13 protein-coding genes and 1 pseudogene are annotated in these 13,567 nt (G+C 45.0%); 4 read left to right on the top strand and 10 right to left on the bottom strand.

All coding sequences use genetic code 11. The features are described from left to right. Both EYA77_RS01930 and EYA77_RS01925 read left to right on the top strand, forming a co-directional pair. The coding region (locus EYA77_RS01930) for a polysaccharide biosynthesis protein (protein WP_167815704.1) at positions 1-424 on the top strand (424 nt) is incomplete at its 5' end. A 175-nt stretch (positions 425-599) separates the two neighbouring features. After that, the gene (locus EYA77_RS01925; protein WP_167815703.1) at positions 600-875 is read left to right on the top strand and encodes a transposase; all 276 of its coding nucleotides are present in this window, start codon (positions 600-602) and stop codon (positions 873-875) included. A gap of 92 nt (positions 876-967) precedes the next feature. On the opposite strand, the gene istB is transcribed toward EYA77_RS01925, so the two are convergent. Both istB and EYA77_RS09770 read right to left on the bottom strand, forming a co-directional pair. After that, on the bottom strand, positions 968-1,708 hold the full coding sequence (istB, locus tag EYA77_RS01920) for an IS21-like element helper ATPase IstB (RefSeq protein WP_167815702.1): 741 nt from the start codon (positions 1,706-1,708) through the stop codon (positions 968-970). Further along, complete coding sequence (locus tag EYA77_RS09770; protein ID WP_209314982.1) at positions 1,708-2,010, bottom strand: hypothetical protein; 303 nt, start codon at positions 2,008-2,010, stop codon at positions 1,708-1,710. The genes istB and EYA77_RS09770 overlap by 1 nt, the downstream gene beginning before the upstream one ends. A gap of 218 nt (positions 2,011-2,228) precedes the next feature. Here EYA77_RS09770 and EYA77_RS09765 point away from each other — a divergent pair, with 218 nt between their 5' ends. Continuing rightward, positions 2,229-2,429, top strand: coding sequence for a hypothetical protein (locus EYA77_RS09765; RefSeq protein ID WP_209314981.1), 201 nt, complete (start codon positions 2,229-2,231; stop codon positions 2,427-2,429). Positions 2,430-2,690: 261 nt separating this feature from the next. On the opposite strand, the gene EYA77_RS09760 is transcribed toward EYA77_RS09765, so the two are convergent. Next, on the bottom strand, positions 2,691-3,197 hold the full coding sequence (locus EYA77_RS09760; RefSeq protein ID WP_209314980.1) for a hypothetical protein: 507 nt from the start codon (positions 3,195-3,197) through the stop codon (positions 2,691-2,693). Positions 3,198-3,438: 241 nt separating this feature from the next. On the opposite strand from EYA77_RS09760, the pseudogene EYA77_RS01910 reads away from it, so the two are divergent. Continuing rightward, positions 3,439-4,196: pseudogene (locus EYA77_RS01910) on the top strand (transposase); the annotation flags it as partial. Positions 4,197-4,340: 144 nt separating this feature from the next. Here the strand turns inward: EYA77_RS01910 and EYA77_RS01905 are convergent. The 7 genes from EYA77_RS01905 to EYA77_RS01875 form a co-directional block, all read right to left on the bottom strand. Beyond that, complete coding sequence (locus tag EYA77_RS01905) at positions 4,341-5,507, bottom strand: glycosyltransferase family 4 protein (RefSeq protein ID WP_167815700.1); 1,167 nt, start codon at positions 5,505-5,507, stop codon at positions 4,341-4,343. A 434-nt stretch (positions 5,508-5,941) separates the two neighbouring features. Beyond that, complete coding sequence (wecB, locus tag EYA77_RS01900) at positions 5,942-7,078, bottom strand: non-hydrolyzing UDP-N-acetylglucosamine 2-epimerase (protein WP_167815699.1); 1,137 nt, start codon at positions 7,076-7,078, stop codon at positions 5,942-5,944. 1 nt (position 7,079) lies between these two features. Beyond that, on the bottom strand, positions 7,080-8,342 hold the full coding sequence (locus tag EYA77_RS01895; RefSeq protein ID WP_167815698.1) for a glycosyltransferase family 4 protein: 1,263 nt from the start codon (positions 8,340-8,342) through the stop codon (positions 7,080-7,082). A 19-nt stretch (positions 8,343-8,361) separates the two neighbouring features. After that, positions 8,362-9,471 carry an NAD-dependent epimerase/dehydratase family protein gene (locus EYA77_RS01890; protein ID WP_167815697.1) on the bottom strand — a complete coding sequence of 370 codons (1,110 nt, stop codon included), beginning with the start codon at positions 9,469-9,471 and terminating at the stop codon, positions 8,362-8,364. Then, positions 9,468-10,502 carry a polysaccharide biosynthesis protein gene (locus EYA77_RS01885; protein ID WP_167815696.1) on the bottom strand — a complete coding sequence of 345 codons (1,035 nt, stop codon included), beginning with the start codon at positions 10,500-10,502 and terminating at the stop codon, positions 9,468-9,470. The genes EYA77_RS01890 and EYA77_RS01885 overlap by 4 nt, the downstream gene beginning before the upstream one ends. Beyond that, positions 10,499-11,593 carry a non-hydrolyzing UDP-N-acetylglucosamine 2-epimerase gene (gene wecB, locus EYA77_RS01880; RefSeq protein WP_167815695.1) on the bottom strand — a complete coding sequence of 365 codons (1,095 nt, stop codon included), beginning with the start codon at positions 11,591-11,593 and terminating at the stop codon, positions 10,499-10,501. The genes EYA77_RS01885 and wecB (EYA77_RS01880) overlap by 4 nt, the downstream gene beginning before the upstream one ends. Before the next feature lie 161 nt (positions 11,594-11,754). After that, on the bottom strand, positions 11,755-12,657 hold the full coding sequence (locus EYA77_RS01875; protein WP_167815694.1) for a glycosyltransferase family 2 protein: 903 nt from the start codon (positions 12,655-12,657) through the stop codon (positions 11,755-11,757). Between the last annotated feature and the right edge of the window lie 910 nt (positions 12,658-13,567).

The following is a 13,567-nucleotide window of genomic DNA, read 5'->3' as shown; positions in this document are numbered from 1 at the left end:
TGTATTGACCATTCCACAATCAGTCAATCTTGTAATCAAAGCCGGAATGATGGCTAAAGGGATGGAGATCTTCATTTTGAAGATGCCGGTGTTGAAAATTATCGATCTCGCAAAAGTTATGCTGAAAAAAATAGCTCCGAAGTATGGGTATAAAGAAGAAGAGCATCCGATAGAGATAATTGGAAAGCGTGTGGGAGAAAAACTCTACGAAGAACTGATGACCGAGCAGGAATCAGCTTTTGCCTATGAAAATGAGGAGATGTTCATTGTCTATCCTCCACATATATATGATACGAAAAATAATCATCAGTTCACTCCCCCAGATGGCTTCACGTCTGTACCAATTGGTGAATTTTCATCATTTACTGCTCGTTGTATTGATGAGAAGGAGATTGAACAGTATCTTATTGAGTTAAAAATATAAATTAGATGAGTGATGATTATATTATATCAAAAACCCAGTATACAAAAATATAAGAATCCTGCTTAGTTCCACCAAGCATATAGCACATTATATATATGATTGGAATTAATGAGAATTTCTAACAACCTTTTTTTTCGACAGAAAGTACTTTCTTTTCGTACGTTGAGTAGTATGTATGGGGACTTTCAGCAGCTTTGGTCTCAACCAGGCCTATCACGAACGTTATGAAAAACTTGGCGACCGTCTCTCCGATGTTGGTAAAACACTTGATTGGGATGTTTTTCGCCCTCTTCTTGAATCCATGTATGCAAATAAATCCGGCAAGGGCGGTCATCCCAATGTCGATGTAATTCTCATGTTCAAGATTCAGCTTCTGGAAGTCTGGTATAATCTGTCTGATCTCGCCGTTGAATATTACGTTCCAAATGAGCCATGTAAAACGCTAACGTGAGCCTCAAAGAACGCAATAATGAACTGCGCAAAACGCGAACATGAACCACCTTTACCGTATGAAAAATAGAGGTATGAAAAAACCGAAAAGTGTTACTCCACCCCTCCCAGAATTTTTCTCATAGACTCCCCCTCCAGCACAACCCTGTATGCATTATTTACAATCCTATCGCAAATTGCATCAGCCAATGTCGCATCACCAATCTTTTCATACCATCCACCCACCTCAAACTGAGAACAAAAGATCGTTGAGTGACGCTTATATCGCGCATCCACAATTTCCAGAATATCTCTCGCCTCCGTTTTCGTGAGGGGATACAGCATCCATTCATCCAGAATCAACAACTTCACTCGCTGAACCTCTCTGATAACTTTAGGATACGTCCCATTTATCCTTGCATTCTCCAGATCTGACAGCAAATCCGGAAGTCGAAAATACTTTGCGGGATAGAAATTCCTATTTGCCGACACCCCCAGCGCACAACTCAAATACGTCTTCCCCGTCCCCGTGGCCCCCTGAATGATAATGTTATTTGCATCCTGAATAAACGTACATGCCGATAATCTGGCAATCATCGCCTTATTCAGTTTTCTCTGAGCAGCATAATTGATATTCTCGACACATGCATCCGAAATTACGTATCCCGATCCTTTACATAGTCGGGACAACCTACTGCTTCTTCTTGATGACCACTCACGATCAACCATAATACCAACCTTCTCTTCAAAAGATAAATCTGCGAATTCTGCACTTCCCAGAAATTCCCGAAACATCTCCCCCATCTTGGAAAGATGCAGCTCATGAAACATATCGATCGTCGTCTCACTCAACATCAGAGGTCACCCATTTTGTAATAATCAGGACCGCGGGTGATCCCGTATTTCGATGTTTTCATCCTATTCTCCTCATACTCTTCGGCAATGTTCTTCTCTCCTTCGCTCTTGAGAATCAGTCTCACGCCATGCAAACTTGGTTTGGATGTAGGCTGCAGCAGCTTCTTACATGCCGATTCAAGCTGCTGCTGGGAATAGGTATCTCCAAGCTTCAGCAATCCCATACAAGCTTTGTATCCCTGCTGTTCAACCTTCGGATTGATAAGAAAGAAATCAAAAACAGCAAACGTATTCTCTCCCATTTTCGCGCCCATTTTCTGAAACGATCTCCATTCCACGTAAGATATTTCCGGTGTTCAGGCGGCATGTGATCCATTGTTGTACTGTAAGAACCCATACCGTCATACAATCGCGGATGGGAGGCGATGCGCGTCCCTTGATAAAATAGCTCAACGACCTTGTGCGTCATACGAATATCCACTTTTTTCCGGATATATTCATAGGGGCACGAATAGTTTTTATGCTCAACGCTTACATGATAATTGTACTGGACGGTGGCAACTCTCCAGACTGCCAATTCATAGGGAGTTTTTGGCAGGGGAAAAAGAAAGGGCTGTTCTACGATGAAACGGGAGGAACGGCTTCCCTCCTTTTTCTGAAATGGTGTGGTATTGAACTCGTTGAGATGATGGTGCAGATCTTCATTGAGATCAAATTATGAGAGATACTGCGGGTTGCGAAGTTTGGCCAGGATCTGCGTGGTGATATTGCCGACGACACCTTCAACTGATGCTTTGTCTTTGGGTGACCTTATGCGTGCAGGGAGGACTGCTGTTCCATAGTGTTCTGCAAGTTTCAGATAGGTTTTATTGATGATCGTGTCATCTTTTCCATTTCTGATTACACCTGTTTTCAGATATGTGTGCGGTATTCAGGCTTCCCGATCCAGGGAAAGGAAAGCTTCCAGATAGCTGTATTCGCTCTAGGGAAGTACGGCAATGAAGATATATGCTTTCGCGGGTTTTCCTGTTGTTCTCTCAATAACGGTGAGCGTTGTACCTGCCCAATCTACTTCCATGATATCCCCGCGTTTATGTTCAAGATGCATGGTGGCTTTGGTTTTCTGGAGGTAATCGCGGTAGAGTTTATTGAATTGCGTGGATCGATACGGGGTTTCACCGGACAGTCGGCATTGTTCACAGTATTCTAACCAGAGAAGGTTGAGTGTTACCCCACTTTTCGACAATTCCTGTTGAAGGTAGGGGTAATCCAGGGTTTTGCGCGGCGGAGTTAGATGGTTGGATACGTGAAGCATACGCGTTACTTCATCACAGGGAACATCTTTGATGGAGGTCCAGTCTATGCCAGTTTCACCGGCGTGTTTTAGCGTACGCTTGACGGTAGATACTGAGCAGGAACAAGTATCTGCAATTTGCTGATGTTCCATTTTCAGATTCTTCAGTCGAAGAATTTCTTTATGGTTTGTCATGGGATTTTTCCTTGGGCTTTTTTTGGGCCCAAGGTTAGATGGTGTGCAAAAAAGTATGAATATTTGCTACAAGATTTCTGAGAGGGAAGGGGTTCACGTTCGCGTTTTGCGTAGTTCATTATTGCGTTCTTCGAGGCTCACGTTAGCGTTTTACATGGCTCATTTAGAGCGGAATATTCACGCCGTTGAACGTGAAATTTATGATCGTCTTTCTTTTTGGCATGGTAAGTGAGGGCGTTAGCCCGAAACGGTGAGCAAGAGTCGACTTTGCGAATCCTTGGGCGTCCTGACAAAATACCCGACAATTCAACAATCTGGTTATTTCGGGAGCGCATGTCTGAATCAGGCGTTGACGTATTGGTTTGGCAAGAGTTTCAGAGACAGCTTGACCTGAAAGGTCTCAAAATTGAACAAGGCAGTGCGCAAGGCAGAGCCTTGCTTTCCGTTTCGCTTCGCTCACTTTGATTCAGGATGCAACGTTTGTGTATGCTGAACCAGGTCATTGTAAGAAAGAAACGCCGCGAGGAGAGCAGGCAAACACACGACGGGATAAAGATGGAAAAATCATGCCCAAGAATGGCAAAATGCACTATGGCTATAAACTTCATACCATCATGGATACAACGCACGATCTTATTCGACGCATTGAAACCACTACGGCAAATGATCATGATAGTCAGGTGGATCTGTCAGAAAAAGGAGAAGTGGTCTATCGGGATCGGGGATATCAGGGAGCAAAATGTAAGGGGATATAGTGCCACAATGAAACGGGGAGCGAGAGGACATCCTATTGGCATACGAGATAAACTGAGAAATATGCGAATAAGTAGGATGAGAGCAAAGGGGGAGAGACCCTATGCAGTGATCAAAAATGTTTTTCACGCAGGGTTGGTGAAGGTAACAACGCTGCAAAGAGTACGAGTGAAAAATATGTTGGCTGCATTTTGTTATAATATCTATCAGCTAAAGACCATAGATTTAAAGAGGTCAAGAGCGTAAGCTTTCGAATTATTCTTGTAAAGAGAAGGGAAAAACTATAAGATATGAGGGGTGAATCTGCTTTTTTGGGGTAAATGAGGGGCGAAAGAGATTGGGCAACAACTGCTTCTTAAAAAAGGAGGGTTGGTAGAAATTCTCTATATATTACTTATGTAAAATATCGTTATTTATGTCAGGATACATTATTTGTGACTCATATTCCTGCAAATACTCTTTAGCAATCATTGTCCACGAAAGATGATTTATTATATATTCCTTACCTTTTTGAACTTTATGGGAATTCTCAAGTGGATGTGTTAATACATATTCAATTTGATTAGCTAGTCCCATAACATCACCATAATGTACTAAATATCCTGCATCCATCTCCTGAATTATTTCACCACATCCGCAATCGTCAGTAACTATAACTGGGGTTCCTGAGAGAATTGCTTCGAATGGAACTAAGCCAAATATCTCGGCAATAGAGGGGTATACTAAAACATCAGAATATTTGTATTCTGAAATGTCATCCTTAACAAAATCTAAAAACTCAACCTTATCTTCAATTTGTAGATTATGACACAAGTTCACGAGCGTGTTCTTGTAACCATCATCACTTCCTGCAATTCTTAGCAGAACATTTGGCATCTTAAAAGTTAATTGATAAAAGGCTCTAATTAAAATGTCAATTCCCTTCCGTTGATTGAGACGCCCCAAATACAATATTGTTTTATTATTACGATTATCGTCAGAAACAATAGTATCTCTGGAAACATATGTTAGAAATCTCTCAACAGGTAATCCATTATATATAACTAGGATATTATCTGCCTCAATCCCACATTCAATCAAGGAAGTTTGCTCAAACCTTGATACAGCAATTATTTTCTGTGCTCCCTTCAAAACTTTATTGCCCCATACAATGTCATAGAGTTTTTTCAGGCTTTGTTTTGCAATGATTCTTGGAAAAGATCCATGCGGTTGAATAACATAGGGGATAGAATATTTTAGGGCATATTTTGCTGCAATAATTGTTTGATATCCACGATACCCATGAATATGTACAATATCATACTCTCTAATATGATTAGCCAACCAAGACTTCATAGATGGAGTATACAGAAAACCAGCTATGTTAGATACGCAATGAAATGGGACTATTAGTAAATTTGATAAAGAGTTGTCAACTCTGAAATCATAATATACATCAGTTGTGAGAATGGTAACATCATGCCCCATTTCACATAGAGTTTTGGATAAATTGTAACAGACATTATACTCACCCCCCATTTTTGGAGAGAAATATGTGAGAATTTGTAATATTTTCATAAAACACTTATTCCTTCATAATATATTTTTTTCAATGATATTATCATAATGATTTACAGTAATTGTAGTAATCATATATTTTTCAATATATATAGAATCACTTATGTTGATGTTAGCGCATTTACATAACGGATTTCAGAAGTTCGCGAACTGAAAACTCGTGAGCTATCTCATTAGCACGCAGTGTTCGTGGACAATACACACTTTTCAAATTATCGATAAAACCCAAAAATAAGTCTGATTCGGTAGGTTTCACTCATCCTTGATACCATCCAATAGTTAAAAAAATTGATCCATTATATTCTGAGATGATTCAATATCAATCAGTAAATTTATGTCCAACGGATTGACACATCAATTGGTCAGACTCTAATTTAACTAATAATTATACCGCAAATACTGAAAAAATAATAAATAAAATTGTGAGTGAATAATTAACTTCTTATCCCCCACCATCCATTGCTCAGTCCTGCCGTTCCCAGCACCAGCTTTACAACCCGCTCAGCCGTGTTCTCAACTGCATACTCAGCGGGTATCTGCCGCTTTGCATCTGCTCCATGCTTATCTATCACCAAAGCAATAGATGCCAGCACAACATCCGCATCCAGCCCAGTCATAATGATCGAACCCGTATCCAGCGCTTCTGGCCGTTCGATCGCTTCACGAATCGTCACCGCCGGGAACTTCATCACTGCCGCTTCTTCCGAAATCGTCCCGCTGTCCGAGATCGAACAAAGGGCATGCATCTCCAGATGCACATAATCAAAGAACCCGAACGGCTTCAAAAACCGCACGCGGGGATCCATCTCCACATCAGAAACACTCTCCAACCGCTTGCGTGTACGCGGATGCGTCGAGACGATTACCGGCACATCATACTCCTTCGCAAGTGTATTCAGGACTGTCAGAATACTGCGCAGATGCGCCGGATCATCCACATTTTCTTCGCGATGTGCACTGACAGCGAAATAGTTCTTGTCCTCTAATCCTAACTCTTCTAAAACTTTGGAAGATGTGATCTTGTCCTCATACTTATGCAGGACTTCATACATCGGGGAACCTGTCAGATAGATCCTCCGATGCTGCAGTCCTTCGGATAACAGATGCCGCCGGGCATGCTCCGTATACACCAGATTGAAGTCGGCAATATGATCGATGATTTTGCGGTTGATCTCTTCTGGAACATTCTGATCAAAACATCTGTTCCCGGCCTCCATATGATAGATAGGAATCTTCATCCGCTTTGCAATGATACCTGCAATACTGCTGTTGGTATCTCCAAGGATGAGGACTGCATCAGGCTGCTCTGCCCGCATGATCTCTTCTGCTTTGATAAGAATGCCGCCTAAGACATTCCCAAGCGAGGAGGTGTCCACATTCATGAAGTGGTCCGGCTTTCGAATCTCCAGTTCCTTAAAGAATATCTCATTCAGCTCGTAATCATAATTCTGGCCGGTGTGAACGATGATCTGGTTGACATACTTGTCCAGTTCCTGCATGACACAAGCCAGGCGGATGATCTCCGGGCGGGTGCCAATGATGGTCATGACTTTCAGTTTGCTCTTTCCCATGTTAATTCACCTGATTTTTTGTAATTGGATGCTTGTGATTTAGTCGTTTGATTACATCTTCATACTGATGCACAACAACATTTTGTGCCATATTTTCCATAAGATATGCTCTCCCGTATGCACCATATTCAGCACGAAGTGCTGCATTATCTGCCATGCGAATAACAGCATCGCAGATACCCTGTACATTACTGGGCGGAGTTACCTCTCCGCACTTCGCTTTGCCGATAATATCTGCAGTTTCACTGTCAACAGAGACAAGTGCAAGAATTGCTTTTTTCATTGCCATAAGATTAATGGTCTTTCCAGGAAGACAGGGTGCCTTCATCCGCTCGTCCAGAGAAATGAGGGCAACATCTGTTGACTTGATCAGATTCAGATACTCCCTCCTTGGAAGAAATTTGTGAATCCGTACATTGGAGATATTTTCGCCAGTCACCCGCTTTTCAAGCCGTTCTCGTTCCATCCCGTCACCTACAATATAAAAGAGAATGTCATCTCTGTGTGAGAGACGCTGGGCCGCATCAAGTATTATATCTATTCCCTGGAACGGGGAGAGAATCCCAGCATAAGTAACGAGGAACTTACCACCAATATCTTCGAGCTCTTTAAAATTGCCGGGTATGGAAGGGTCATCGATGATATCAAGAGAGATAGGATTGAAGATAGTCTCTATTTTTTCAGCATCAGCACCGCGTGAAACAACATAGGGGATACCGCCATGAGAGTTTACTGCAAGAAAATCCGCATTCTTGTACGCCTTTCGCTCAATATGCTTCAGGACAGAAATAATAACCGGATTTTTCATAAATCCAACATCCGTGAGCTCCTGAGGGTGATAATCCTGCATATTAAAGATAGATGGTGTTCCGTCATATCTCTTGATCCACCTAGCCAGATAATACAAAGGGAGGGGTGGAATATGATGGATACATGCATCAAATTTTATTTCTGCTGACCTGCAGACCTCTTTGTACTTTCTGAAATAATAAAGAGGAATATAGAAATGTTCAAGGCCGCGGACAATAATGCTGTCGCGTTTGGATGGGTGTCTGACCCGATGAACAACGACACCATTTTCTTCAGTGTCCAATGGAAGCTGTCTCACCCTGTCACCATCTGTCAGCGTATAATCTCTTGGATATGACGTTAAGATATGAACCGTGTGACCGTTCTTAACAAATCCGTTTGCAAGATCCTGATAGATCTGTGCAGAACTTCCAATTTCCGGAGCATAGTTTGCAGTTATCAGCAGTATGTTCATCTCTATCAGAGCACCTATGTTACACTACCTCATAGTAAGTGTCGGGGTCGTTTGGATCAAAGAGCTCATTGATCCAGAAAATCGTCAGGAGCTCCTCATCACCGATGTTTGTAATATTATGGGTGTAGTAGATCGGCATATCGATGCAGGCCGGCTTCCCGCCGTTGACCTCGTATTCATTCACGATGTCAGTTCCCACGCGCCGCGTCCGGATCAGTGCTTTGCCTTTCACCACGCAGAACCGTTCGATCTTTCGCAGATGATAATGGTTCCCGCGGGTTATACCCGGCACGGTCGTTGAAAACGACGTCTGACCGCCAGTCATCTCCTTCATGACCTCCACGAAGGCTCCTCGCGGATCAGTATGCAGCTCCGGATAGATGGGTATGATATCGTTTGCAAAACTGCGGAAGGTGTTGAAGAGATCAACATCGAAACGGGTCGGCAAGGCTGGAATCATCCCTTTTTCAAAATACCATGTCTTGAACTCTTCCAGCTTGGCAAGCAGACCGCTGACGCTGATCTCGGCAACCGGCTGCGGGGAGATGACTGCTGATGTTTCATCATGCAGATGAGCGATGAACTCTTTTGCCAAATCGCCCACATAGATCAGATTCATCGCTGCGTCGACATCAACTCTTGGCGTCTCGTTGTGCGTCAGCTGATGACAGAAGGTTGCAACAACGGTGTTATAATAAGGCCTACTGAATGGTCCGAATACATTCGGGATCACAAAGTGCGAGAAGACCGCATGGTTCTTTTCTGCCCATGCTGCAAACAGCTCAGCTCCCTCTTTCTTTGAGTTACCATAGAGATTGCCTCTGGTTTCCTGCGTGGAGGAGGAAAAGAGAATATGCGGAGCGGCACCTGCTGTGCCCATCGCAGCGATGAGTTTTTTGACGAGCGAGACATTGGTTGCATAAACATCCTTCTCGTCTCCACGGTTCATGGCAGCAAGATGGATAATGGCATCACAGCTTTTCACAAACTGCTGCAGTCCGGCAGGATCATTGAAGTATTCCTTTTTAAAGGGGATTATTTCATATTTTTCCGGGAATAAGCGGAGCTGCTGCACTGCGTGATAACCGATGAAGCCGTTCTGTCCGGTTATGCCGACTCTGAGTTTCATACGACCGGGTGTTTGAGCGCTTCCTGGATTTCTCTGAGGGAGAGTAGGAGTTCCTTAGTCTCATCAAGGCTTAAGCGTCGGGTGTTGAATGAGTTGTAATCTTCTGTTGGAACAGGGACCGATTTTCCTTCGGAGAAGTATTTGTCGTAATCGATCTTTTCCAGATTGCGGATCCGGTAGTAATCATCATATTCAACAGCTTTCATGAGTTCTTCGCGGGTCACCAGGGTCTCATGCATCTTTTCTCCTTCGCGAATACCAATGGATTTTATCTCGGTATCCGGCTTAAAGAGATCACGCATCGCCTCAGCCATATGCTGAACGGTTGCAGCAGGAGACTTCCGTACATGGATGTCACCATTCTCACCATTTACCATAGCAAAAAGAACAAGATCGATCGCAACAGGGAGCGGGAGCAGGAATCTGGTCATATTGGGCTCGGTAACAGTGATTGGAAGACCACGCTGCATCTGCTCTAAAAAGAGTGGAAAGACAGAGCCGCGGGAGTACATGACATTTCCATAACGGACTCCGCAAAAGATAGTCTCGGAACGAGACGAACGTGCCTTGGCAAGCATGAGTTTTTCCATGAGTGCCTTGGTCATACCCATCGCATTGATGGGGTAAACAGCTTTATCGGTACTGAGAATGACGACTTTTTCGACATTCTGCTCCTCGGCTGCGTCAAGAACATTGGAGGCTCCAAGGATATTGGTTTTGATCGCTTCAAGCGGGAAAAACTCACAGGATGGGACCTGTTTTAAGGCTGCTGCGTGGAAGACATAGTCAACATCGTTTTTCATGACTTTCGTAACAGAGTCTTTGTCCCGAACATCTCCGACAATAAAGGTGAGTTTGTCGTTCTGGAACTCATTCCTCATATCAAACTGCTTCTTTTCGTCGCGGCTGAAGATGATGATCTCGTTGGGGTTGGCGACCTCAAGGATCTTCTCAACGACCTGATGACCAAAGGAGCCGGTTCCGCCGGTCACAAGGATCGTTTTATTATTAAGGGACTGCTGGTAACTCATGCTATCTTTGTAATTATATGGAGCACATGGTGTATAATACGTTCTGATACGCCCGGTTCCCCGAAGGGATTTTGCCAGTTTTTATCCCCATGCAGCATAGATTCCACAGCATCCATAATACACTCAGGTCTGGTACCGGCAAGAGTATTGGCCCCAATTTGAACAGTTTCCGGGCGCTCTGTATCATCGCGCAGGGTCACACAGGGAACATGCAAAATGCAGGCTTCCTCCTGCATGGAACCTGAGTCGGTGAGTAGAACAGAAGCGTGAGTCTCCAACTGAAGAAAATCCATGTAGCCAAGCGGCTCTGTTATCAGAATATTTTTTGGGATCAGCTTATGCATTGCAAGCACTTTTTTTGTACGCGGGTGACAGGGGAATATGACCGGATATGCATACTTTGCAGAGATGAGATCCAGGGTGTTCAGTATCGTTTGCAGTTTGGCGGGGCTGTCGGTATTCTCCGGGCGATGAAGGGTAAGCAGGAAGTATTTTTCAGGCTCAAGACTAAATCGTTGTAAGATGTCAAAGCGCACTTCTGCGGCTTCCCTGCTGCTTGTGACGACATCCACAATAGGATCCCCGCTGACGATGATGCGGTCATCTGCGATCCCTTCATTGAGAAGATTCTGTCTGGTCCACTCGTTTGGGGTGAACAGGTGATCGGCAATATGATCGATCATAAGCCGGTTCAGCTCTTCAGGCATGGAGCGGTTATGACTCCGTCTTCCGGCTTCGATATGGCAGACTGGTATGTGAAGCTTTGCAGCTGCAAGGGCCCCTGCCAGAGCTGAGTTGGGGTCGCCGAGGACGAGGACGACGTCCGGCTTTTCTTTGAGCAGGATCTGTTCAATGCCTATGAGCATTTTGCCGGTCTGCTCCCCGTGGGGGGCTGAACCGATGTGAAGATTGTAATCCGGGTTTGGAAGATTCAGTTCATCGAAAAAGATTTTATCCAACTCATAGGAGTAATGTTGACCGGTATGGAGAAGAAAAAATGATAAATTACTGTGTGTGCTGCACAAACGAATCAATGAGGAAAATTTAATTATCTCCGGACGTGTCCCAAAGATCAAGCCAACGTGAATCATTCACTCTCTCATCATCTCGACGATAAGAATGATCAGCCCGGGGATCCCGAACGCCGTCACCGGCCGCCTGATCGTTACAAATCGTAACAAGTCAGGATAGCACAGCTCTTTCACGGGATTTGAGTGAGACAATACGTTCCCGAAACTGCGATACATGCCTTTTACTTCCTCATCAGCGCCGATATCGAATACAAAATCAGCGCCGTAATAACGAGCAGCATACCAAGCATCAGCATCATCATGGAGATCAGCGTAACATTCGTTGACCAGACACCGGTCTTTGCAACGATATCAAACGCCTGGACTGCCATAAAGATACCAACGACCGTCAGAATGAAACCCGGAACACCGAAACACATCAGAGGCCGCTTGATACTCACCAGCTGTATAATGCCCCCCAGAACTGAAAGGCCGTGCTTCACCGGATTCATCTTATGCTTGTGCGGCACTTCGTAGGTGACCGTGATCGGCACCTCGGTGATCACAAGACCACGTTCCGCAAAATGCGCGAGCATCTCAGACTCGATACCATACCCGTTTGCGGCGAAGTCCATATTCTCCAAAGCTTTCCGCGACAGCGCGCGGTATCCCGACTGGGAATCCGAACACTTCATCCCGGATGAAACATTCGTCGCACTGTTCAGCACCTTCTGACCGATCTGACGGTATCCGGGGATCTCCTCAGAATCCTTTGCATTCAGGAACCGTGACCCGACCACAAGATCGGCAGCTCCGGCAAGAACCGGCGCGGCAACTGCCGGGATCTCGGCAGGATCATGCTGACCGTCGCCGTCAAGCATCACCGTAGCCGGTGAACCGATCTCCTTCGCGCGGGCAAAGGCGATCATCATCGCATGTGATTTCCCGGCGTTCTCTTCGAGGGTGATAACCTCGGCACCGGCAAGACGGGCGATTTCCGACGTGTTGTCTTTGGATCCGTCATCGACCACGATCACATGACCGGCAAACCGGCGTGCGTTCAAAACAACGCTGCCAATCACGAGCCCCTCATTGTAGGCAGGTATGATCGCTGCTATTGCTGTATTTGCATCTGCTGTATCCAAGTTCCCACGCCCTGTATTCTCATATAATATCTCTTTACCTTCATATGAGAGTATCCATTGGGCAATAGATTCTGCTCTAAGAAATCCTTGACTTATATATCAGCAGGCGCTAACGGCGAATACCATCTCCATCCGGAAAAGAAGACGCGGCTTTGGCGCATGCGTCGCTAAGGGGGGTCGGAGGAAGGAGGGGGGTGCGGATGAGTTCTGGAGCGCCATGCATGGATCGTAGAAGGGAGTAATGGCGGGTGCGGATGGAATAGCGTGCGGGAAGAGAGATGAATGGATCGATTCGGGAAAGAGAAACAACCGCGGTCGCAAACTTTCAGTTTGCTCTCCGCTTCGGGAGGGGTAAGGTTGAGTGTGGAAGCACGAGTAAAAGAACCGCGAATAAGCCCAAATGGGCAAAGCCCATTTGAGGCGGCACGCAAATCTTCGATTTGCACGCATCAGCCGGAGCATAGCACCCGAACGCAAGGAAAATGCGATTCAAGCGAGGGCTGGAAGCCCGAAGCGGAGAGCAAAGTGAAACTTTGCGAACGCGAGGATTCGCGGAGGCGTGCAAGCCAAAGGCTTGCGTGCCGCCTCAAATGGGCTTTGCCCATTTGGGCTTATTCAAGCGAGGGTCAAAGACCCGAAGCGGAGAGCAAATCTCTGATTTGCGGTTCGCGGTTAACTAATCTCATGAGTCCACACCAAAAACCCCCAAAAATTTATTTCGCGGTTCTATTTTCATCTTTCTTCATCTATCCGCACCTATCCGCGCCGCTCCGCACCTATCCGCGCCTCTTCGCGCCTATCAGGCAACCAAAAAACGCACCATCATCTCCAAAAACATCCAACAATAGTATGAGGAAAAACCCTCAGGAAGTGATACAAACAACAAACAAAAACAAAAAAACGTGTCTGC

The sequence above is a fragment of the Methanocorpusculum sp. GPch4 genome, from assembly GCF_012062385.1.
Classification (GTDB): Archaea; Halobacteriota; Methanomicrobia; order Methanomicrobiales; family Methanocorpusculaceae; genus Methanocorpusculum; species Methanocorpusculum parvum.
Note: the sequence above shows the minus strand (reverse complement) of the source record. Positions and strands in the feature narration are given on the sequence as shown.